We start from the raw sequence: 22,407 nt of genomic DNA on the forward strand, positions 1-22,407 counted from the left end.
TGAACAAGTCGTAAAATCAACTGCTGGGCGATCAGCAAGCCAAGCGATCCAGCATGGGCAGCGAGTCGAAGGTCGCCGTGGTGCCATCAGGCACCCGCTGCGAGGGCCTACGCCCCCTGCACACGGACCACTCCCATCATCGCTATCAGCTGCTTGCGCGCCATCCACAGATTGGACAGCGCAAACAGCGTGATCACGTGCGCCGTGTTCTTGGCAAAGCCCTTGAATCTCACCTTGCCCAATCCGAACTGGCATTTGATCACCCGACACGGGTGCTCCACCTCGGCCCGCACACTGGCCTTGCGATGCTCTTGCTTCTTGGCTTTGGCCTTGCGCCTGCCATCGGGCAGCTTGGCCATGTCACTGGGCCGCGCTGCAATGTGCCACTGCACATGCGGCACTCTCGCTGGCGCACCCCGGTAGCCCGAATCCGCCCAAACCTGCTCCTCCTTGCCATGGAGCAGATCAACTACTTGTTCCACGTCCGCTTCGTTGGCCGCCGTCGTCGTCACCGTGTGCACCAGCCCAGAGTCCGCATCCACCCCGATGTGCGCCATCTTCCCGAAGTGCCACTGATTGCCCTTCTTCGTCTGGTGCATTTCCGGGTCTCGCTCCCCCCGGGGCATTCTTCGACGAACTCGTCGCCGCGATCATAGTGGCGTCCAAGATCAAGCCCTTCTTCAGCAGTAAGCCCTTGCGCGCTAGGTGTGCGTTGACCTGCTTGAAGATGTCCTCCGCCAGGGCATTCTCTTCGAGCAGGTGGCGAAAGTTCAGGATCGTTGTCTCGTCAGGGATGGCCTCGAGTTCCAGCCCGGCGAACGCACTCATGGAGGCAATCTCGTACAGGGCCTCTTCCATCGCAGGATCGCTCAGGGTGAAACAGTTCTGCATCAGGTGTGCCCTTAGCATCGATTCCAGCGCGTAGAGGCGACGTCCACGGCCCGCCACCGGGTAGTTTGGCTCGATCACCTTGAGCAGGTCCTCCACGGCGCCACCAGCTCCATCTCGGCCAGAAACACCTCGCGCCGTGTCTTCTTCCTCTTGCCTGTTTGCTTTGCGTCGGCAAAACTGATCTGACTCATCGCTCTTGCTCCTTGGATCGATTCATATCAACACGCAAGATTCGTGCACTTGTTCAGACCTTCCCTAATTCCAGTGTTTTGATCCGATTTTCCCGGTCAATTTCGTGCTGTTTTCCCGGGTGTTGAGTCCGGTCGCTGTCGCCGACAATGGCTGCTCAACTCGCGTCGAGTAATTCCACGCCGGTTTTTGATCTCGCTTGTGACTGTTCGCAATATCTACGGGCGGCATACGCGTGATGCTGCTTCTCGGACTACTTACAGGAGTTCCTTGGTTCATTTCTCGTTGCGGAATAAGAGGCGCTAATGCGGCTCTCAATTCGGAATTGCTGGTACTGGAAGAATCAGGAGAACGCGACATATGGCGGTCTTCATTAATACCTAGAAGTTGCCCAAAATGGCGCATACCTTCTTCATTTCCGGCATTGCGTGCGGCGGTATAACTTCTGTTGTTCGAATAGATCTCTCGTGCTTTTTGAGTGAATTCATCTTCGTTCATCATGCAGTTACCTTCACGTGTAAAAAGTAGTATTAAGTAGATTAGCGCCCGCTTCGTTAGCTACCGTCGTCGACACCGTGCGCACCAGCCCAGAGTCCGCATCCACCCCAATGTGCGCCTTCATCCCGAATTGCCACTGATTGCCCTTCTTCGTCTGGGGCATCTGCGGGTCGCGCTCCCTCTCGGCATTCTTCGTCGAACTCGGCGCCGCGATGATCGTGGCGTCCACGATGGAGCCTTTCTTGAGCAGCAGACCCTTGCGCGCCAAGTGCGCGTTGATCTGCTTGAAGATGTCCTTGGCCAGGTCATTCTCTTGGAGCAGGTGGCGAAAGTTCAGAATCGTCGTCTCGTCCGGGATCGCCTGAAGGTCCAGGCCCGCGAAGACACGCACCGAGGCAATCTCGTACAGGGCTTCTTCCATCCCCGGATCGCTCAGCGTGAACCGGTTCTGCATCAGGTGCACCCGTAGCATCGATTCCAGTGCGTAAGGGCAACGTCCACGGCCCGCCACCGGGTAGTGCGGCTCGATCACTTTGAGCAAGTCCTTCCACGGCACCACCAGCTCCATCTCGTCCAGAAACACCTCGCGCCGCGTCATATTTCTCTTGCCCGCTTGCTCCGCGTCCGCAAAACTGATCTCACTCGTCGCTCTTGCTCCTTAGATCGATTGAGATCAGCACGCAAGATTTGTGCACTTGTTCAGACGTTCATTTGTGACAAAGACATTGGATTCATCGGTAGTTGAGAGACTTTTCGGTGTAAGTCTCGATCCGAGAGAAGCGCCTGCCCGAAAAACTATTTTTGAGATACCGACTTGAATTTATCTACTGAATTTGTCTCCGTTGATCGAGAGAATTCCGATTCAGTCCATAAGAATAAATAATTAAAGCTTGCTGTTTTTGCGCGCCAACTGAAATGCTGCGTTCTGGGCTAGAGGCATAGGCTGGAGTCGTTTGAATCCGATCCACTTCTTGAAATACTCGGTGTTGGCCTGGCCCCGCTCCATCTGCTGGCTCTGAATAAGTTGACCCTTGATCATCTCGTCCCGCTCCATCTGCTGACTCTGAATAAGGTGACCCTTGATCATCTCGTTGAGAGGCTCTGGATTGCGCGCGAGGGCGTAGGGCATCAGCTTTATCGGCGCCACGTGACCCTGCGGCATATCGTCGCTACGGGCGAACACTTGGCGTGTCTGCAAGCCCCGCACCGCTTGGTTGATGTTCTGGTTACGCCCCAGGCGCTGGTCGATGGCCTGTTCGCGCTGCCGGGAAAAATCGCCCTGTACTTTCCGGCCCAGCTCGAACAACTTCGGCTCGGTCTCTCTGTAGGTGGACATGGACATCAGGGTAAGGTGGCGCCCCTTATTCGGATTGGAATGGGCGTAATCGTGAATTTCATCCACGTCCCGATCTGGCACATTCCTGCCGCTTTTGATCTCCAGATAGGAAGTCTGGCCGCTGCCTTGGCGGGTGGTGATGCCATCGGCCTTACGGCTGAACCTGTCGCGTTCCTGTTGGGAGTAACGGACGTGCTCGTGAGAATTGAAAGGGCGGTGGTACATGGCAGAAACGTCTGTGGGTGTCTGCCCGGCGCTGAGCTGGAAAACGCCGCTGGTGTGCATCTCGTCGAGGCCAATAGCCTCGTTGTAATGCCCCCATTTGAAGATGTCATTTGGCTCGCTATCGCCGGCCTGCAGGGCTCTTCTCACGGGCTCGCTGGTGGATCTTCTCGCGAGTAGCAGCCGCGCTCTCTTCTGCCCCCCCCCCCAATTTCCGGGGGCATCATTGGCCGTGTCTAGGCTGCCCGGCAAAGCTGCCGACTTCAGGCGCTGGGCTTCGGCCTGCCATTCCAGGGCACGAAATTCACCGGGCGTCGTGGGGCGGGAATTGTTCATGGCGACCTCCTTATGACCAAAGCAAACCATGGCGTGGCTGCAACAGCAGTGCGGGGCGGGCCTCTGAAGCCATGGCGTCGAGCAGGCCGTGCAGTTCCTCGGCCAGAGTCGCCCGCGCCACTGGCGCACCGCATCGATAGAACATTTCCTCTCGCGCCGAACCCGCCACGGCCACCTGGATGTCATCGAAGCCAAGTTTTCCCAGAGCGCGCCGGGAGGCGATGTTGTCGGCATAAACCTTGGCGTAGCAGGCGGACAGGCCATGACGCGCAGCGGCCCAGCGCAGCAGCAACGCCACTGCGCGCACGCCGTAGCCCCGGCCCTGGAAATACGGCCCCAGCCAGTAGTAGAAGAATCCTAGGTCGCAGTGACGGATCAGGCTCACGCTGCCGATGAAGCCCCAATCCCGGTGCACCACCGCGCCTAGCCACTGGTCACCCCAGGCGTAGCAATCGCGCAGCCAAGCATGCCATTGGTCTGCCGACTGGAAGTGTGGCAGGCAGCAGCGTTCGGCGATTTGCGGGTCGTGGTACTGCCAAGCGAAATCCTCGGCGTGGTGGTGGGCCAGGGGTTCCAGGTTTAATTCGTCCTCACCCCAATGCGCCCCCAGCACGGCACCGGCCTCGGCTCGCCAGCGAACCAGGTTCGCCAAGTGAGCGTGGGCCGTAGCCAGAGCCGCGTCCGCTGGCACGGCCAACATGCCCGCCACCAACAGCGCCGACGCTCCGGACGGATCACCTCCTTGCAGATAGGCCTGGGCCAGACCCAGGCGCTGATCCATGCTCAAGTGCCGCCGCATCGCCAGGGCTGCACCGACGCGGCGTGCCAGGGGCCAATGGCGCACTGTCAGGCTGTCGTGGAACAAAGCTTCCAAAATTTCAGCAGAGGAGCGCATTTCCCCACGTTGTGCCAAAGCCGCGTTCAGCACCGAAAGGTAGGCGCTACGCGCCTCCGGCGATGGCAAGTGGCCCAGTGGCGGAGCGGCATGCAGCGCTGAAGCGGCTTGCACAGTGCAGCTTGCTGTATTTACCGGGTTTTTTGCACGTACTTGGCCTGGTAGGCGGTCACAGCGGGAATCAGGGTGCCTGTGCATGTCCGTGTCCTACATCAACTCGAGGAAATGGGGCGTGTCTTGCGGGCAGGGGAGGGCGAAGTGATCGCGCAGCTCCTTGGAAAAATCCGCCGCCTTGGTGTGCTGCTGCATGAAGTCGACCGGCACATCGGCGAATTCATAGGCACGGTTTTGCATCATGGGTTGGGTTTAATCGAAGGGGGTTAATTCTTTTTTGGCCGCAATTTTTCGATGTCGAATAATGGCGTTTCTTTTGGGAAAGACGCGTTGATGGCGCTTGCCTTGCGGATGGCGGGCACCTGGTCCAGATCCGTGCCGGCGCGGGTTTTGTGGCTGGCGCTGGTCTTGCGGGTTGCGACGAACTCCTCGAAGGCGTTGAATTCGGCCGTGGCCGCTTGCGATGAATTTTGGCTGCCCATGCGCCCGGTGTTGAAGGCAGGGTCGTGGAACAGCAAGGACACATCCTGGGGCGTGCGCACCTGGGACATCTGGTAACCATCCAGCACTGGCGCATCGTTGGGGCTGAAGACGTTGCTGCCGCGCACGAGGGCGCGCATCTGCAGGCCTGCGCTATGAGAGGCGCTCCGCGTGCGCTCAGGTGGCGTTTCCGTCCGGTGGGGTTTACGTCCCCTGCGTGCGGGAGTCGAGACGCTGCCAAAGGAAAAAACCGGGTTGAATCCTAGGACGAAATCCTTCGCCCCGGAGGTATTTTCCCGCGCTATATCCGTGGCGACCTGGGCGGCATCCTTAGTACTGATGTCACTGCTGCCGACCAGAATGCGGGCATGGGGCACGTACTCACCACTGCCCGACTGGGTGAAGTCCACCCGGAAGTTCACAGGAGTGCCGTAATAGCTGGTCTCCTGTTCCGCTCCTGTCACAATTTCCTTGCCGCTACGACTGCGCTTTGTTGCTTGCCGCTTGGCGGGCGGTGGCTCATCGGTGCCCCCACGCGGAGCCTTGCCTTTTTTAGGGTTGGGTGGCTGGGTGTCCTTGGCGACTTTCCGGATGGCGCTACGCAGTTTCTCGCCCTCGTCGGAGAGGTAACCGGACTCGTAGTCCCCGCTCGTGAGGGGGCCAGGCTTGTGTTGACTAGGCGGCGCCAGCAAGGGGCCGAAGCGTCCTCGATCGGCCACCTTCACGGTGTAGCTGGTGGCCGGCCTATGTTTTTGGTTGAGTGAGGCGAACAGATCGTCCACCTCAGCCCGAACGTCCTTCGGGACCGACTCTGCTGCCGCTGCCGTTGCCGTTGCCGCTGCGGCTGCGGCTGCGGGCTTGCCGCGTCGTACCTGACTCATGGCGCATTGCCTCCTTGCACGCCGGGTTCCCGGCCAATCTCAATGTCATTCCGCAGACGTCGATGGTCATGGTTATTGTCCATTCGACGTTGCTTCCGGCTTGGGCCCATGGAAATGCTGTTCCATGAATATGGATAAATGCTAAGTCGAAAGACGTTTTTTTTTCACATGAAGAACCCCCGGAAAAATAAATCCATCCAAGAAAAAAAACTCCTGTTCTTCAAAGCAAAAAAGCATCATTCTTGGTAGTGAATTTTTCGGATAACAGTACATATGAAACGGTAGGAAAAAATACTCCTTGTGTGAAAAGGCGTCGGAAATTTTTTGAGAAAAATCAATGACATAAGTGAATATCCAGAGCTGGCACGCGTCTTGAGTAATCAAGCCAACCTCAAAGGTGGCTTGTTGCCAATCCACCCTTGAGCGACGACGCGCCTTTGTCTTGGCACTGCCTGGCATCGGCGCATGAGTTACTTGCTCAGGAGCGCATACATGCTGGGTAGCATTCAAGACAAACTGACGCGGGTGCGACCCCCGCGAGTGAAGATCACGTACGACGTGGAAACGGGCGGCGCCCTCGAAAAAAAGGAGCTGGCTTTCATTGTCGGCATCTTGGCCGAGCTGTCGGGCGACTTTCTGCCCGAGCCCTTGCCACCGCTCAAGGACCGCAAGCTGGTCGAGATTGACCGGGACAATTTCAACAAGGTGTTGGAGAGCATCAGCCCGCAGCTCAAGCTGGCGGGGTGCGCCAACGTGATGCCGGGCGGGGAGGGCAACCTCACCGGCACCCTGACCTTCAAGCACATGGACGACTTCACGCCCGTGCGCGTGATCCGCCAAGTCGGCGTCATGAGTTCGATGTACGACGGCCGCGCGCGGCTGCGCTTCTTGCAGTCCAAGGCGGAGATTTCGGAGCCTCTGGCGCGTTACCTCGATCTCGTGTGCGCCATGTCGGAAGACGGTACCGCCGCTCGCACGGAGCTGGTGGGCCTGTTCGACGCCAAAGCGGAGCCCAAGACCTGGGAAGACGTGGCCCCCGCTGGCAAGGTCGCCGATCTGACGGGCGAGAAGGGCATGGCCCTTGAAGGCGGTGCCTTGAAGACCTTCATGGGCTTGCTCGGGCAGTTCGCCGTGGACGTGGCCGCGGAGCTGAAAGAGGCGCATCAGAACGGCTTTGGCGCCTTGATCGACAGCCGCGTGGCGGTGATCGACCACGCGCTCGGTTTGCAGCTGGACGTGGTGATGCATTCACCCGGCTTCCAGCGCCTGGAAGCCACCTGGCGTGGTTTCAACTATCTGGTCATGCGCACCGAGACCGGGCCCTTGCTGAAGTTGCGCGTGCTCAACGCCAGCAAGAAGGACTTGCTGGACGACTTGACCAAGGCGGTCGAGTTTGACCAGAGCGGCCTGTTCAAGATGATCTACGAGGCGGAGTACGGCACCTACGGCGGCACGCCCTTCAGCATGCTGGTGGGGGACTACGAGTTTGGGCGCAGCAATGATGACATTACCTTGCTGAACAGGATCTCGGAAGTGGCCGCTGCGGGCCATGCGCCCTTTGTCTCCGCAGCCTACGCCAAGCTGTTTGACTTGAGCACGTTTGAAGAGCTGACCCGCCCGCGCGACTTGCAGAAGATTTTCGAAAGCGTCGAGCTGGCCTCATGGAAGGGCTTCCGAGAAAGCGAGGATTCGCGCTACGTTACGCTGGCCCTGCCGCGCGTGCTGCTGCGTCTTCCCTATGACCCGGAGAAAGTGCCCTGTGAAGGTGTGAACTATCAAGAAGACGTGGGTCTGAACGACGCGAGCAAATTCCTCTGGGGCAATGCCGCGTTCATCTTGGCGGAGCGCATCACCCATGCATTTGCCGTGTATGGCTGGACGGCGGCGATTCGTGGCGTTGAAGGCGGCGGTTTGGTGACGGGTTTGCCGGTCTACACCTACAAGAGTGACGACGGTGACGTAGCCATGATCTGCCCGACCCAGGTCGCCATCACGGACCGCCGCGAAAAAGAACTCAATGACTTGGGCTTCATGGCCATCTGCCATTGCAAGGGCACCAACAAGGCGGCCTTCTTCGGCGGACAGACCACGAACTTGCCCAGGAAGTTCATGTCGGACCCTGCCAACGCCAACGCGCAGATCTCCGCCATGCTGCCCTATGTGCTCGCGGCATCGCGCTTTGCCCATTACGTGAAGGTGATCATGCGCGAAAAAGTGGGCTCGTTCATGACGCGGGCCAGCGTGGAAAGTTACCTCAACGCCTGGGTGTCGCAGTACGTGCTCTTGGACGAAGGGGCTACCCAGGACGTGAAGGCGGCCTACCCGCTCAGCGCGGCCAAGGTCAACGTCATCGATGTGCCGGGCAAGCCCGGCACCTACAAGGCCACGATGTTCCTGCGCCCCCACTTTCAGCTGGAAGAGTTGACCACGTCCATCCGTCTGGTGGCGGAACTACCGGGTTGATCGGCCGTTTCGCGTTCCATCCAACGAAGCAAATTTCTTAAAGGTTATTCAACATGGATTTGATCATCTTGCAGCCGGGCGACGATAAGATGTTGTCGACCAACAGCTGGACCACGGGCGGCAGCCTGCTGGATCCGAGCAACAGTGTCAAACCAGGAAATGTCTGGCCAGGTCCGCCAGATCCTGTGTTTGCTGGAGGCGCCAACATTGGCGTTGCGCTACGCCCCGGTGGCTACATTGAGCTGGTGTCCGTGCATCAGGGCATGAAACAGCAGATGACCACCGATGTCTCTAACTCGGCGCGCACATCTGGACGGCCTGTCATCACGGAATTCACTTGCGTGAAGTACGTGGACAAGAGTTCGGTCTTGCTGTTTGACCGCTGCCTGCGCGCGCTGCCCTTGGGGGCGGGTGCAGCGGCGCCCACCATGCTGTATGTGTTGCGCAACTCCGGCACCACCACGGCCAACATCATCACCATGGCCCTGCGTGACGCCATGATCAGTGAGATCCAGTTCCAGACCAATCCCAACGACATGCCGACCGAGCAGTTCAAGATCAACTTCACGGAGATTCTTTGGACTTACACCGTGCAGAACGCCGACACCACGGCGGGTGGGGTCATGTCCTCGGGGTGGAGTCTGGCGCGCAACGCGCCCATCGGTCAGTTCACCTGATTGCGGGGGCCTCATGCAGTACTTGTTCGAGCGCCTCAACGCGCAGGGGCACGGGCGCGCGCGCCCGACAGAGTCGGGGGAGCAGTTGCGCGAGGCCGTTCGCAGCCAGATCCAATGGCTTGTCGGCTCACGCGACTGGCGCGCCGAACAAGAAATGCGCGGCTTGCTGGACATTGCCTTGCCCGCTTTGCCCACCTTGGGCAAGGGCGGCTCACAGCTGAAACGCTATGTGGAGCGACTTAAGCAGCTGATCCAGCGGCACGAGCCCCGGCTGACCCAGGTGCAGGTGGAGCTGCAAGCCACGGGCCAGTCGCTCACGCCCTTCACCGTGGTGGTTTCGGGGCAATTGGCCGCGAACGATGCCGATCAGAACGTGCGTTTCGAGTACGAGCCCGGCCCGCGGGACGTGCGAGAAGTGCGCGCCACAGGTTCCTGATGGCCTCTGCCAGTGAACGGTGAATCGCCCATGCAAGACGCCACCACGTTTTTTGACCATTACCAGACGGAGCTGGACAAGCTGCGCGAGGACGCCGCATTGTTTGCGCGCGAGCAGCCCGCCGCCGCGCACGCCCTGGGCATGGGCCATGGCCGTTCGGGTGATCCGCATGTGGAGTTGTTGCTGCAGTCCTTTGCTTACCTCACAGGTCGCTTGAGCCATCAGGTGGAGCAGGACCGGGCCTTGCTGCCCAATGCCATGTTGGACCACCTGTGCCCGCATCTGACGGCGCCCATTCCCAGCCTGCTGATCGGTCAGCTTGCGGTGACGGGCGAAAGCACGGGCGTGCTGGCGCAAGGGCGGGAGTTTTATGCCATCGCGCAGAACCCCCAGGGCCACAAAGTCCGTTGCCGCATGGCGACTTGCTTTGACGTGCCGCTCGCGCCCTTGGTGGTGCAGAACCTGGAGCATGTGGCGGTGACGGCCTACGATGGGCTGGCCGCAGTGTCTGGCGTGCACTCCGTGCTCAAGCTGCGCCTCGACAACCTGGGAACGGAGCCGCTCTACAACAAGCCGGTGGAAAAGCTGCTGTGCTATCTGGACATTGAGCACCTGCAGGTCTGGAAGCTGTACGACTTGCTGAGGACCCAGGTCGCCGGGCTCGCGGTGGACGCGGGCAAGGGCACGCTGCGGCGCGGGGGCGAGATCCGCTGGCTGGGGTTTGCCGAGCAGGAGGCCGCGCTCAAGACCTCCTTGGCCACCCACCCTGGGCTGAGCTTGGTTCAAGAGTACTTCGCCTTTCCCGAGAAGTTCCTCTTTTTCGAGGTCTCGGGCCTGGACTGGAGCGAGTGCGAGGCCGAGATGGACTTGCTGCTGCTCCTGCGCAGTGGCGTGGACAAGTCCATGGTGCTCACGCCCAGCACGCTGCGCTTGAATTGCGCGCCGCTGATCAACCTCTTTCCCCAGCGCCTGGACCCGGTGGCGCTGGACCAGACGCGGCATGAATATCGGCTCAGCGGCGATTACAGCCAGCACGACTACACCGAGATCTACGCCATCGACCATCTGGAGGCCGCCGCGCCGGGGCAGGCGACGCGGCCCCTGGCGCCGTACTTTGGTTTCGAGGATTTTGAGCAAGACAGCCCCAGCTACTTCTACACCACGCGGCGGGTGCACAGCCAGTTTCGTGGCGTGCCTGGCACCGATGTTCATGTCTCCTTCGTCGACATGGATCTGCGGCCCCAGAGCCCCGCCAACGACGTGATCGGCGGCCGCGCCTGGTGCACCAACCGGCGGCTGGTGGAGCAATTGCATGTGGGCAATCGACTGCGGCTCGACGGCCCTGGGCCCGTGCGGCACCTCACCGTCGTGTCCAAGCCCACGGCCCACCAGACCCCCGTGTTGCTGGCGGGTCAGCCGTGGTCATTGGTGTCGCAGCTGTCTTTGAACCATTTGTCCTTGTCGACCGGTCCGCAGGCGGTGGCCGCACTCAAGCAACTGTTGCGCACCCATCTGGGTCAGGGCCATCGCGTGGGAGGCAAGCAGATCGATTCCATCATGGCCCTGGAGGTTGGCACCACCTTGTCCCCCTGGGTCGTGTCAGGCCGTCACAGCCTCGTGGAATGCTTGAGCCTCGTGCTGCGCATCGACGCCAGCCTCTTCACCGGGGGCAGCCCACTGTTGTTTGCCGAAGTGTTGCGGCAGTTTTTCGTCCACTACGCCAGCATCAACACCTTGGTTGAACTGGCGCTGGAAACCTCCGACACCAAAGGAAAGGTGAAAACATGGCCTCCCATGGCTGGCGCTCAGATCGTCCTCTGAGTCTCAGCCTGCGGGCAGAGACGGGGCGGTTCGATTTCTATCAAATGGTCCGCTTGCTCTTGGCGGAGCGTGGCTTGAACGTGCGCCAGCTGGACCAAGGCGTGCGTTTCCGGGCCCACCTGGGCCAGGCCTTCCCCGCGCACGAAGCCAAGGTGTTGCGGGATCCGCGCGGTTCGCTGGGCGAGCAGCTTCCCACCGCCGTCGAAATGCGCAATTACACGCTGGCAGGCCTGCTGGGGCCCTTGCCCGAGGCGCTGGTGGACCAACTGATGGCGCGGGCCCGCGATGGCGATGAGGTGTGGATGGCCTTCCTCGACATTTTCAACCACCGGCTCAACGCCTTGCGCTATGCGCTCAAGGCGAAGGCGCGCACGGCCCTGGACCTGCTGCCGCCCGATCAAACGGACACGGCGCGCATGTACCTGTCCCTCACGGGGCTGGCCGAGCCTGCCGCGGTGGCGCAACTGCCCGTGCCGCCGCGCGCCTGGGTGGGCTTGGCCGGATTGTTGGTGAACCCGCGCCGCAGCGCGACGGTGATCGCCCGTGTTCTGCGCCGATGGATCGCGGCACCCGTGCAGGTGCAACCGCTGACAGGCTCCTGGCGCGGCGTCACGCCCGCAGCGTGGACCCGCCTGGGAGTGCAGGGCAGTTCGCAGGTGCTGGGCGCGACGGCCCGTGCGGGCAAATCCGCCTGGCGGCCCAGCGCGGCAGTGCAACTGACCTTGGGCCCTCTGCCTTACGACGCTTACTGCGGTTTTCTTCCGGGGCAGGCGCAAGAGACCAAGCCTTGGCACAACACGCTGTGCTGGATGGTCCGAACCTTGTTGAACTGGCGCCACGACGCCCACGTGGTATTGCTCTTGGCCGAAGGCGAGGAGGTTGTGGAACCCTTGTCCAACCCCACGTCGTCTGAACCCAGCGCCCGCAAGCGCGCGGGCCTGCGTTTGGGGCAGACCGCCTGGCTGAACGGTCCCCCGCGTGGCCCAAGACAAACGAGCTTTTGGGTGCGAGCCCTGAGGGAGAGTCGAGCATGAACGCCCCCCTGCCCATCGGCACCGCGCCCATCGTCCCGGTGCTGGACTCCAGCGGGGAGGGCCCGGCGCTGTTCCTGCACGTGGCCATCTTTCTCGCGGACAAGAACAACACGGTGCTCAGTGACAGCCTTTTCAGGGTGGTGTCGGTGCAGGGGCAAGAGTCGGTGTCTGAGCCCTTTGAATTCAAGCTGGAGCTGCACGCCAACGACCAATGGGAACAAAGCGACGCCATTTACACCGCCAACAACTTTTCGACTCAAGGGGGATGGACCTTCGACGCCGTGCTGGGGCGCTCGATCACCTTCGCCATCAGCACGCCGCATGCCGTGCCCACCACCACGACGGCGTCTAACACGGCATCATCCAGCACGGCGGCTGCAGCTTCCACGGCGGGTGAACCTCCCACGGATGTCCAGACATCCAGCCAGGTGTTCGCGCAAGCGATTGCCTCGGGCTCGCAACCGGCTCCGGCCAGCGGCTACAACATGTCCTTCTTCAACGGCATCGTGGCGGGCATGGCCATGGGGGGGCCTGGCATCTACCACGTCACGGTGCGTCCGTCGCTGTGGTTGTTGACGCTGTCGAACCGCTATGCCTTGCACCCCCAATGCTCCATCCAGGGTGCGATCGCCTCGGCCCTTTCAAACTACAACAGCATCGAGGCCGACTATTCCGCACTGGACAACACGGCCACGGGCCAGACGCAGGACTGGCTGCAAGCGGGCGAGTCGGACTATCAATTCGTCAAACGCCTGATGGGCAAGGCCCACCTGCTGTATTACTTCCGCCATACGCCTACCAGCCATCAGCTGGTGTTTCTGAACACGCCGAGCTACCCCGATGCCGTGCCCTACATCGGCCCCCTGCAGTACGTGCATGTGGACGAGACCCCGCTGGGTCAGCAAGCGTGGAACACCATCAGCAATTTGAACTACGAGCAGGACCTGGCTGCGACCACGGTCAAGGGGAGTTTCGTCACCCAGAACGAGGCTTGGCAGGGGGACGCGGTCATGTACAACCAGCCGATCAACACCTACTCAGGCTCGGCGACCGATGGCACGGGCGGCGTGGCGGCGGTTGATCTGTACAAGGTGTACCAATATGCCTACCTGCAGGAAACGGCGGATGAGTTCACCCAGAAAACGCTGAGTGCGAGCAATGCAGCCAGCAGGCGCCTGTCGGGGACGGCGTATTGCTCGATGTTCCGCGCGGGGTACACCTTCCAGATTGGCGCACAGACTTGGGCGGGGGGGATCCAGACCATGGTCCGCCCGGATCTCGATGATCGGCAGTTCGTGCTGACCAAGGTGGAACACCAAGCCCATCAGGACGGGGAGTACAGCAACAACTTCGAGGCCAGCATGGTGGAGGGCTTGGTCTGCGGTTTCAGCTTGGAGGAAACCCAGCAGGGCTCGGTGCTGGCCGTGGTGGTCGATGGCAAGGCCAACAGCCATGCCAGTGGCTATGACTACCAGCAAGCCTCCGACTTCGCGCCGACCACGGAAAACTGCGAAGCGCCCGATGCCGCTTCAAATCAGGCATTGAGCGGCGTGTACGTCGTATTGGCCAACGCCTGGCCGGACGGACCGCAGATATTTGTCAAACTGGGCGCATACATGCAATCCGTACCATCCATCGGATCGCTGGTGTTGGTGGGGCGTGCCAACGATGAAACTGAATTGCCGGAGCTTCAGCAGGTGGTGCACGCGGTGGGCAATGAGACGGTGACACCCGATGGTTGGACGTCCAACACCGCCATCGGCAATGCCTACAGCACCCACTATGGGGATGGCAACAGCCTAAGCTTTGGTAGTAAGTCGATTCCCAATCTGAAGGAAGCGACCAGGATCGTCAACAGGGCGTACAACTGCACTTCGGTGAGCCCCGCCCCCTACTTCAAGGACGCGAGCTATACCCAGGGCGCGAGCTACAACTATTCCACCTCCGAAACCTCGGCCACCGAATCGCGGCAAGATCTGAAGGCTACGTTGAATCAGAGCGGCTTGTACGCGCAGGCCAACGACCTGCTGAGCGTGAGCGAATCGTTTGGTTCGTCCTTCAGTCGCAGCAGCGGGGAGGTCCAGTCCAATATTTCCACGGTGGGTTGGAGTTATGCCGACAACACGGTGAAGCACACCAGTGTTTCGGTGTCGCTGTACAAGGGCGATGTCACTAACACCACGATCATGAAAGCCAATAACACCTCCACCACACACGTGGAGGGAAACGAGACGTCGGTCAGCACGCATAGGGGGAACGTGAGCAACACGTCCACCATCAACGGAACGAACTCCAGCACGTCGACCGTCGATGGCGATGAGACCAATAACAGCACGCACAACGGCAATGTGAGCAATGTTTCCGTCACCAATGGCAATAACGAAAACACCACCACCGTCAACGGAACGGATTCGACGTCGGTCACCTACAACGGCAGTACCTCAAACACGACCACCGTCAATGGTGACAGCACTTCGCATAACACCACCATTGGAACCCAGACCAACCACATGAAAGCGGGAGTCGTTAATTCAATGAATATGACTGGGAGCAGCAACTCCCTCAACCTTTCAGGTTCGGACTCCTCCATGCAAGTGTTGGGCAACAGCAATTCTCTGCGCGCGACACTTGAGACCAATGACATCGCTCTATTGGGTGCAGGTATCACGCTATCCCTCTCAGGCGCGGTACTCAAGACAGAGGCTGTTCTGCTGAGCATCGAGTTGCCCGTCACGTTGAAGTTGGTGATGTGAGCCTTCCATGAAAGTCATCAAACCTTCGCAGCTGTGTGTTTTGACGCGGCCTTTCAACCAGGACGAACAGAGTTGGCTGGCGGTCGCCGTCATTGGCTTCTTTCCCTTGGGGCGTCCCTCGCTCTTGTTCCTGGACGAAGCGGAGCAATGGCCGAAAGCCCTGAAAGCACTGCCCAAGAACAAGCCGCTGGATGAAGTGTTTCCCAAGACGCGCGGCGAGTGGCTGCTTGCAGGCAGCGCCTACGCGCCCGAGGGCAAGCCGGTGCAGAGTCTGGACGTGAGCATCCGCGTTGGTGACGTGAGCAAGACCCTGCGTGTGCGGGGAGACCGCCGCTGGTACTACGGGCCTTGGTATCGCCAAACCGAGGCGCTGCAGTTCCTCAGTATGCCCCTGACTCTGGAGCGGGCCTATGGCGGGCCGCGCCATCCCGCCAACCCCGAAGGCTGTGGCTACACCGGCAATCCGCTCGCGGGCTGGATCGGCCGCAACGAGGGCGCGTTGCCCAACATCGAACGCCCGGAGCGGCCCGTGCGGGGCCATGTGCGCAAGGGCGAGCCTGTGGGCTTGGGGCCGCTGGACCCGAGCAAACCCCCGCGCCGCCGCCATGCGGGCAACTTTGGTCGGCGCTGGCAAGAACGCAAGCTGCAGGGCATGGGGTTGAACATGGACCCACGCTTCTTCCAGACCGCGCCCGAGGACCAGTGGGCCAGCGGTCCCTGGCAGGGCGGTGAGCGCTACCGATTGGAGCATCTGCACCCCCAAAGACCTGTGATCGAAGGGCTACTTCCCGACGCGCGGGCGCGCGTGCTGGCGCGTACCAAGGACACCGGAGCCGTGCGGGCAGTGGACATGGCGATGGACACGGTCTGGTTCTTCCCCGACCACTTGCTGGGCGTGGTGGTCTACCACGGCAAGGTCGCGGTCAGTGATCCCGACGCCCTGGATGTGGATGCGGTGCTGGCGGCCTACGAGCATCCTTCGGCGACACGGTCGCTGTCCCACTACCTGCAAGCTCTGGCTGACCGCACGGACCCAGAGACAGCCGTGTTGCACGCCATGAGCGATGCGCCGCTGATCCCCGTGGAGTCTGCGCAGGCCCGTGCCCTGCGCCAAAAGACCCGACAAGCGAAGCGCGCCGCCGCCGAAGAAGCCCAACGCCAGCGGCGCGAAGCGCACACGCAGGAGCTGGGTGGCTCTGCTCACACGACGCAGAAGACGCAGGCAGCCAAAGCGGAAGCGGCGCCAGCAGGTGCAACAGCGGTTGCGCCGACGTCGCCCATGGCGGATGCCCTGGGCGGGCCTTTGGACCTTGAGGCCGTGCGCAGCGGTGACATCGATATGGCCGCTTGGCTGGCCAACCTCAAGGCCAAGACGGGTGACATGCGGGAGCAAGCTCAGCAGTCGGCCCGCGAGGTCTTGTCCGTGGCGGTTGCGCATGCCCAGCCGGTGGATCTGGCCAAGGAGAAGCAACGCCTGTACGAGACCGCGAGCAAACCTGCCTGGGATTTGCTGGATGCGCAGGCGCTCACGTCCACGGACGACCAGCAGTTCATCCAGGGCGTTGATCCGCAGGACCTGAGCAAGGCGCGCGCCGAATTCAGTCGGGTGCAGGTGCTGCAGCGCCAGGCCCGCCGCGCCGTGCTCAAGCCTTCATCGCCTGCCCTGCCGACAGAGCTCAGTGCCTGGCTCGGGAACTTGGTGCGTCATTGGCGCGGCAGCGGCCTGGCCTTGACGGGACGTGATCTGGCCGGAGCCGATCTGCGGGGGGTGGACTTCTCGGGCGCCGATTTGCGCGAAACCATTTTCGAGGCTTGCGATCTGCGGGGCGCCAAGTTCAGCGCCGCGGATTTGCGGAGCGCGAGTTTGGTGGGGGCTCGGATCGCGCAGGCCGATTTTTCTCAAGCGCGCATGGAAGGCGCGAACTTGAGCGCTTGCGACGCCCAGGGCGCCCGCTTTGCAGGCGCCGATCTGCGCAAGGCCTGGGCCATGGCGGCTGACCTCCGTGAGTGCGTGCTGGACGATGCGGTGCTGGATGAGTTGTTGGCGCAAAAGCTCGTGCTGCACGGCGCGAGCCTGCGTCGCGTGAGCGCGGATCGCGCCCTGCTGCTGGAGTTGCAGGGCGAAGGCAGTCGCTGGGATGGTGCTCAGCTCTCGACCGGCAATCTTTTGAAAGCTCAGTTGAACGGCACGTCGTGGAGAGGGGCCCGGTTGAAGCGCTGCGTGCTCTTGGATGCACGGCTGGCGCACGCTGACTTGTCGGAGGCCACGCTGGAAAAATGCCTGGCCATCGGCGCTTCCTTCGAGCAGGCGCGTGCGTGCGGTCTGCGCAGCCTGGGCAGCGGCTGGCGTGGCAGCGTCTGGACGGGCGCCGACATGAGCGGCGCGCAATGCCTGAGCAGCGATTTCGGCAACGTCGATTTCAGCGGAGCGAACTTGCAAGAGGCCGTCTTCGCCAAATGCGTGTTGCAAGGCGCGAAGTTGCACGAGGTGCGGGGCCGCGACGCGGATTTCATGCGTGCCCTGTGCCGACGCGCGGATTTTGGCGGCAGCGATTTGCAGGGCAGCAACTTTCGCCAGGCCGCTCTGGGCCTGGCCCGTTTCGAGGACGCGGACTTGCGCGGGGCGCGGCTGGAAAAGACAGCGCGTCGCAAGATCCAGCGCGAGAACGACAAGGTGACGCTGTGACGCAGACCACACCAGAGCAGTCCATGGAACAGGCTTTGGCGCGTGCGCGCCGCTTGGGCCATCCCCTGACCGGAGAGAACCGCCCGCGCTGGAACGCGTTAGGACGCGACCTCAGCGGTCTGACGTTCATGGAGTCCTCCTTGCCGCAATCGGTACTGGCGGGCGCCGACCTGAGCCACAGCCGCTGGGTGAACTGCGATCTGCGGCAAACCGATTTCACGGGCTGTCGCTTGGATGGCGCGCTGTTCAGCCGCTGCAAACTCGATGGCGCGAATTTCTCGGGCGTCAGCTGCAGTGACGCACACTGGGTGCAAAGTTCGCTGGTCAACAGCGCTTGGCATTCGGCGCGCATGCAGCGCATCACCTGGACGAAGGCCGACTTATCAGGTGCGGACTGGCGCGGCGTGGCGCTCCAACGCGGAGCCATGCTGTCCTGCCAAGCCGATGGCATCCATCTGCAGGGCGCGAAGGTCGGGCACAGTGCGCTGACGGGACTGAACCTCAGTCGCTCCGTGTTGACGGGGTTCGAGGCCGACACCTGCGTGTTTCAGGGTTCGGTCTTCCTTGCGCAAGACCTCTCGGGCTTGAGCTTGCGGCGCTGCAACTTCGATGGGGTGGATTTTTCCGAAGCCCTGTTCGATGAAGCCGACCTGAGTGGCAGCAACTTCCATCAAAGCAAGATGCACGGCGCGTCGCTGCAGCGCGTCAAGGCCAGTCACACCCTGTGGATGAAGGCGGACCTCGAAAGCTGCAACTTTGAGCGCGCGCACCTGGACTGTGCCTTGTTCGTGCGTGCCAAGGTCACGGGGTGCAAGTTCGAACAAGCCGTTTTGGCGTATTCGGTGTGGGATCACGCCGTGGTCCTGCGCAGCACATACGAGAACGCCGATCTGAACACCTCCCAGTGGCAGCACGCACGCGGCGATCACCTTGATTTTTCCGGCTGCGAGTTTCGCAACGCCAAGTTGCACGGTGCCTTGTTCGAGCGCAGCACCTTCCGTGGGGCGAAGCTCAAACATGCGAAAGGTACCGATCGCGAGTTACTTGAGGCCGAACAACGCAGCCTTGTTTTGGAGCAATCCGCATGACGATTTCCGTTGAACCCCTCGCTTCTGTTTCGCAGTCCTCTCTCGGTCTCGCCAGGGCAACCGTGGCCGAGGTGGGTGGGCCAGACAGCTACCGTCTCTACGACGGCCGTCAGGCGTGCCGCAGCGCGTCCTGCCTGCTGCAACCGCAAAAGCAGGACCAAGTTTTGGTCTGGGAAGATGACGATGGCGCGTGCTACATCGTGTCGATCCTGGTGCGCCCGGCGGGATCACAGGCACGCCTGAGCGTGCCGGGTGCCGACGAGCTGACCTTGGACGCGCCGCGTCTGTGCCTGCAGGCGGAGAGTTTGATCCGGCTGATCTCCCTGCAGAACCTGGAACTCTGCGCCAGCGCAGGGCAGCTATCGGCCTTTGCGTCGACCATCAACATGACCGCGCTGGACCACCTGATTCAGTCGGCCGCTCAGTGTCTGGGCCAGTACGACAACCTGTTGCTGGAAGCCAAGGGCCTGGCCCGTCTGCACGCCCAACAGATGTTGCTGAGCGCGCAGCACGATCTGCGCGCCGACGCTGAACGCATCAGCATGGGGTGATCAGCATGTTTGCCAATACCAATCTCGGCGTGCTGAACATGGGGTTCCCGGACGTCTGCCTGACGCCGCCACTGGCCATACCCGTGCCGTTTCCAAACATCGCGATGTCGTTGACGCACATTCCTTCCGTCTTCAACGTGCTACTCGATTGCGGCCTGGCGGAGAACCTGCTGACGCAAGGTACCTTGAGTCTGGGTGACGTTGGGGCTGGCGTCGCCAGCGGCATGATGGCCGGGCCAGACCATCCCTTGCTCGGGAGTTTCAAGACCATTTTCGGCGTCTGCCCCGCCACCCGGATGACCACCTTGAACATCCAGAACTTGGACAACGCACCCGGGATATCGCTGACTCCCGCGCAAATCCGCGTCCTCTTATTGGGCTGACCATGGTCCTGCACATGCGTTGTTCGGCGCCTTTTCTTTTGCTGGCCTGCCTACTCGGCTTGACGGGCTGCTCGACGGTGCGCACCACGGTCGATACCGTCAAAACCTGGATCGGTCTGGAACCTCCCAGGGCCGCCTTGCGGCATTTGACTTTGGTGACGGACCACGATGCGAATGACAGCAGCGCGGTGCGCATCGACATCGTGGCCGTTCACGACAGGCCCGCTGCGCTGGCGCTGCCAGAGTCATCAGGTGCGTGGTTCGAACAAAGACAGGCGCTCAAGGGCAGCTTGGCCGACGCCATCGCGGTTCGGTCTTTCGAGATCCCGACCGGCAGGCTGCTCAAGGACGTCCACTTGCCTCGCGACGTCGCGAGGGCGTGGAGTGTGCGCGCCTATGTGGATCTGCGTGGGCCAGGGGAACACAAGGCGATCGATATCTCGAGTCCTTGCCGCGTCACCTTGCATGTACAGAACACACTTGTTGCCAAGATCACGGAGCCATGACCATGCAACTGATTGACTCGCTGCCAGAGGCGGTCCAGTGGACCGAGGGCATGCTCTTGTCCCCCCAACATTTCCAGCAACAGGACATTTACTGGCAATCCCAGTTGCAGCACCTTCTGGCTTTGCAACAACCCCATGGTTGGGGCCTGGTGTCGTTGGAGTTCGATCCGGCTGCCTTGGCCCAGCATGTCCTGAGGGTCATCCGTCTGCATGCGGTGACTCCTGATGGCTTGGTGGTGCAGTTTCCTGGCCACCATGAATCGTCACTTGAGCTGAATCTGGCGAAACTGGATTGGACCCAGGAGAGCCTGCAGCGCGTGTCGCTGGCGGTCCCCCGGCGCGAGCGTGGCGCCGCCACCCCCGGCAGCGCGATCCAGCGCTTCGATCCGGTGCCAGGAACTCTGGAGTCGGATGAAACCCTGCCGGACAGCAAGGTGGAGGTGAGTCGTCTGAGGCCCCGACTGGAGTTGTTGGCAGGGCCCGTTCCGCCGCGGTATGCCGCTGTCCCGCTCTTGGACGTGTTTCGCGATCCAGTCGGTAGCCTACGGCTCGGGGTGTACGTTCCGCCTGCCTTGCGCTTGGACGCGGGGGAGTTTCTTGACGACAAGGACCCCATGCGGCGGGTGCGCAGGCTGATCGACACGGTGCGCGTCAAGCTGCGCGATCTCGCGGGCAGTCGGCGTCCCGAGGACAACGCCAGTCGCTTGACGGAGGACGCCCAGCGCACCCTGATGGTGGCGCGCGGGCTTGCAGTGATGTTGCCCAGCATGGAGTTGATGGTCGCCAATCCCGCCACGCACCCGCATGCGCTTTACCTGGAGTTGAGTCGCATGGTGGGGCAGATGGCGGTCTTGGCGACCAACCCGACGCCTCCGGTACTGAAGCCTTATCAGCACGAGGACGTTCGCCCAGGAATTGAGCAAATGCTGGATTTTTTGGAAGGCCGACTGGCCCTGATCAGTCCGATGTACGAAGCGATGTTCTTTGAGCGTGAATCGGAGTTTCGCTTTTCCCGTCTCATGGCCCAGGGGACCACGGTCGAACAGTTCATCGTCGAGCTGCGTCCACGGCCCGGTCAAGATGCGCAGGCGCTCGCACGCTGGCTGGGTCAATGCACCATTGGCCGTGAAGACATGTTGATGGAGTTGCAGCGTCGGCGCTTGCCGGGCGCGACCTGCGTGCCTGTCAGTGCCCGAGAACTGCCAGGCTTGAACGTGCCGGACGATGCGCAGCTCTTTCGCATCCGCATCAATTCACTGGATGTCGAAGGTCAAACCGGGACAGGGCTATCTGCGGGAGGGCGGTGGGTCATCGAGCACGCCGCTCAGGCACAAGGTCCCAGTGAAATCGTGTGGCACCAGGCCGTGAATCAGTTCCAAGGGAAGAACGGCAATGAGTGAAGCAGCTTGGTCAGACAGCAGACTGGTGTCCAGCTTCGCTGACTACTACAGCGAGCTGTCGGAGTACAAGCTTGCCATCCGCGAAGGCAAGCTGCAGCAATTGCTTCAGGGCGAGCTGTCCGAGAACCCAACGATGGAAGAGATCACGAACGCAGTTCGTCGGCGTTTGCTCAACTACCTGAAGCGGCAACAGCTGTCCTTGGAACGCGGCGGCGCCAAGTTGGACGCGCGCATCTATCGCCGGGCGCAATACGTCATGGCGTCCCTGAGCGATGAAGTCTTCTTGCTGGAACTGGACTGGCCCGGTGCTCAACACTGGTTGACCCTGACACTCGAAGACGCACTGTTTGGGAGTCGCTTGGCGGGCCGCCTTTTCTTTCGTCAAATCGAGAGCCTTCCTCGGCTTGGCTGCGGTCCATCCACCTTGCGCGATCTGGCGGCCGTGCACCTGTTGGCTTTGCAACTGGGATTCAAGGGCGAATGCCGAGGGAAAAGCGGAGCCGCGGCATTGGAGCGATACCGTGAGCAGCTCATTCAATTGCTGAGTGACCGGCGTCGTGGTGGCGCCGATGTTGCTGATCTGGAACCTTTCTCCCAGGCGGGCAGCTACACGCTGTCCGAGCGCCACGACGAGAGGCTGGCGCCCATCAAGCCCTGGTACCGATACACCGCCATCAGCTTGCTCATCTACCTCTTGCTCACCAGCGTGCTTTGGCTGGGCTACTTGGTCCCCTTCGTGAGCGGTTTGAAGTCCGCGTTCCTCTGAA

Annotated in this window: 19 protein-coding genes and 2 pseudogenes; 13 read left to right on the forward strand and 8 right to left on the reverse strand. The window is 61.4% G+C overall.

The annotated features are described in order from the left end of the window. Positions 1–107: 107 nt before the first annotated feature. The 8 genes and pseudogenes from ACLBKS_RS03195 to ACLBKS_RS03230 form a co-directional block, all read right to left on the reverse strand. Positions 108–1,082: pseudogene (locus ACLBKS_RS03195) on the reverse strand (IS5 family transposase). A 64-nt stretch (positions 1,083–1,146) separates the two neighbouring features. Continuing rightward, the gene (locus ACLBKS_RS03200) at positions 1,147–1,578 is read right to left on the reverse strand and encodes a hypothetical protein (RefSeq protein WP_410191339.1); all 432 of its coding nucleotides are present in this window, start codon (positions 1,576–1,578) and stop codon (positions 1,147–1,149) included. Positions 1,579–1,597: 19 nt separating this feature from the next. Further along, positions 1,598–2,176: pseudogene (locus ACLBKS_RS03205) on the reverse strand (IS5 family transposase); the annotation flags it as partial. Between the two features lie 285 nt (positions 2,177–2,461). Next, positions 2,462–3,472, reverse strand: a complete 1,011-nt coding sequence (locus ACLBKS_RS03210; RefSeq protein WP_410191340.1) for a hypothetical protein — start codon at positions 3,470–3,472, stop codon at positions 2,462–2,464. A 10-nt stretch (positions 3,473–3,482) separates the two neighbouring features. Then, positions 3,483–4,367: a GNAT family N-acetyltransferase gene (locus ACLBKS_RS03215; protein WP_410191341.1), complete on the reverse strand. Its 885-nt coding sequence runs from the start codon at positions 4,365–4,367 to the stop codon at positions 3,483–3,485. A gap of 207 nt (positions 4,368–4,574) precedes the next feature. Further along, the gene (locus tag ACLBKS_RS03220; protein ID WP_410191342.1) at positions 4,575–4,724 is read right to left on the reverse strand and encodes a hypothetical protein; all 150 of its coding nucleotides are present in this window, start codon (positions 4,722–4,724) and stop codon (positions 4,575–4,577) included. 23 nt (positions 4,725–4,747) lie between these two features. Beyond that, entirely contained in the window at positions 4,748–5,743 is a 996-nt protein-coding gene (locus ACLBKS_RS03225; protein ID WP_410191343.1) for a hypothetical protein, read from the reverse strand. A 240-nt stretch (positions 5,744–5,983) separates the two neighbouring features. Continuing rightward, positions 5,984–6,352 carry a hypothetical protein gene (locus ACLBKS_RS03230; RefSeq protein WP_410191344.1) on the reverse strand — a complete coding sequence of 123 codons (369 nt, stop codon included), beginning with the start codon at positions 6,350–6,352 and terminating at the stop codon, positions 5,984–5,986. Between ACLBKS_RS03230 and tssC the strand changes: the two genes are divergently transcribed. From tssC to ACLBKS_RS03295, 13 genes are read left to right on the forward strand one after another with little or no spacing between them, the layout of a single operon-like run. Beyond that, positions 6,335–8,305, forward strand: a complete 1,971-nt coding sequence (tssC, locus tag ACLBKS_RS03235; protein ID WP_410191345.1) for a type VI secretion system contractile sheath large subunit — start codon at positions 6,335–6,337, stop codon at positions 8,303–8,305. The genes ACLBKS_RS03230 and tssC overlap by 18 nt on opposite strands. Positions 8,306–8,358: 53 nt before the next feature. Beyond that, positions 8,359–8,982, forward strand: coding sequence for a type VI secretion system tube protein Hcp (locus ACLBKS_RS03240; protein ID WP_410191346.1), 624 nt, complete (start codon positions 8,359–8,361; stop codon positions 8,980–8,982). A gap of 13 nt (positions 8,983–8,995) precedes the next feature. Then, entirely contained in the window at positions 8,996–9,418 is a 423-nt protein-coding gene (tssE, locus tag ACLBKS_RS03245; RefSeq protein WP_410191347.1) for a type VI secretion system baseplate subunit TssE, read from the forward strand. 30 nt (positions 9,419–9,448) lie between these two features. Next, the gene (gene tssF, locus ACLBKS_RS03250; protein ID WP_410191348.1) at positions 9,449–11,239 is read left to right on the forward strand and encodes a type VI secretion system baseplate subunit TssF; all 1,791 of its coding nucleotides are present in this window, start codon (positions 9,449–9,451) and stop codon (positions 11,237–11,239) included. After that, complete coding sequence (gene tssG, locus ACLBKS_RS03255) at positions 11,203–12,273, forward strand: type VI secretion system baseplate subunit TssG (protein WP_410191349.1); 1,071 nt, start codon at positions 11,203–11,205, stop codon at positions 12,271–12,273. Before tssF ends, tssG begins: the two co-directional genes overlap by 37 nt. Next, entirely contained in the window at positions 12,270–15,026 is a 2,757-nt protein-coding gene (locus ACLBKS_RS03260) for a contractile injection system protein, VgrG/Pvc8 family (protein WP_410191350.1), read from the forward strand. The genes tssG and ACLBKS_RS03260 overlap by 4 nt, the downstream gene beginning before the upstream one ends. A 7-nt stretch (positions 15,027–15,033) precedes the next feature. Beyond that, positions 15,034–17,712 (forward strand): DUF2169 domain-containing protein, encoded by a 2,679-nt coding sequence (locus ACLBKS_RS03265; RefSeq protein WP_410191351.1) that lies wholly within the window; start codon positions 15,034–15,036, stop codon positions 17,710–17,712. Continuing rightward, positions 17,709–18,800 carry a pentapeptide repeat-containing protein gene (locus tag ACLBKS_RS03270; RefSeq protein ID WP_410191352.1) on the forward strand — a complete coding sequence of 364 codons (1,092 nt, stop codon included), beginning with the start codon at positions 17,709–17,711 and terminating at the stop codon, positions 18,798–18,800. The genes ACLBKS_RS03265 and ACLBKS_RS03270 overlap by 4 nt, the downstream gene beginning before the upstream one ends. Next, positions 18,797–19,351 (forward strand): DUF3540 domain-containing protein, encoded by a 555-nt coding sequence (locus ACLBKS_RS03275; protein ID WP_410191353.1) that lies wholly within the window; start codon positions 18,797–18,799, stop codon positions 19,349–19,351. The genes ACLBKS_RS03270 and ACLBKS_RS03275 overlap by 4 nt, the downstream gene beginning before the upstream one ends. A 5-nt stretch (positions 19,352–19,356) precedes the next feature. After that, positions 19,357–19,734, forward strand: a complete 378-nt coding sequence (locus tag ACLBKS_RS03280; RefSeq protein ID WP_039852763.1) for a DUF4150 domain-containing protein — start codon at positions 19,357–19,359, stop codon at positions 19,732–19,734. 2 nt (positions 19,735–19,736) lie between these two features. Continuing rightward, the gene (locus ACLBKS_RS03285; RefSeq protein ID WP_410191354.1) at positions 19,737–20,240 is read left to right on the forward strand and encodes a hypothetical protein; all 504 of its coding nucleotides are present in this window, start codon (positions 19,737–19,739) and stop codon (positions 20,238–20,240) included. Positions 20,241–20,242: 2 nt separating this feature from the next. Next, a complete protein-coding gene (gene tssK / locus ACLBKS_RS03290; RefSeq protein WP_410191355.1) occupies positions 20,243–21,640 on the forward strand; it encodes a type VI secretion system baseplate subunit TssK in 1,398 nt (465 codons plus the stop codon). Next, positions 21,633–22,406 carry a DotU family type IV/VI secretion system protein gene (locus ACLBKS_RS03295; protein WP_410191356.1) on the forward strand — a complete coding sequence of 258 codons (774 nt, stop codon included), beginning with the start codon at positions 21,633–21,635 and terminating at the stop codon, positions 22,404–22,406. Before tssK ends, ACLBKS_RS03295 begins: the two co-directional genes overlap by 8 nt. Position 22,407 lies beyond the last annotated feature (1 nt).

It is taken from the genome of Hylemonella sp. W303a (assembly GCF_046452315.1).
Taxonomy (GTDB): Bacteria; Pseudomonadota; Gammaproteobacteria; order Burkholderiales; family Burkholderiaceae_C; genus Hylemonella.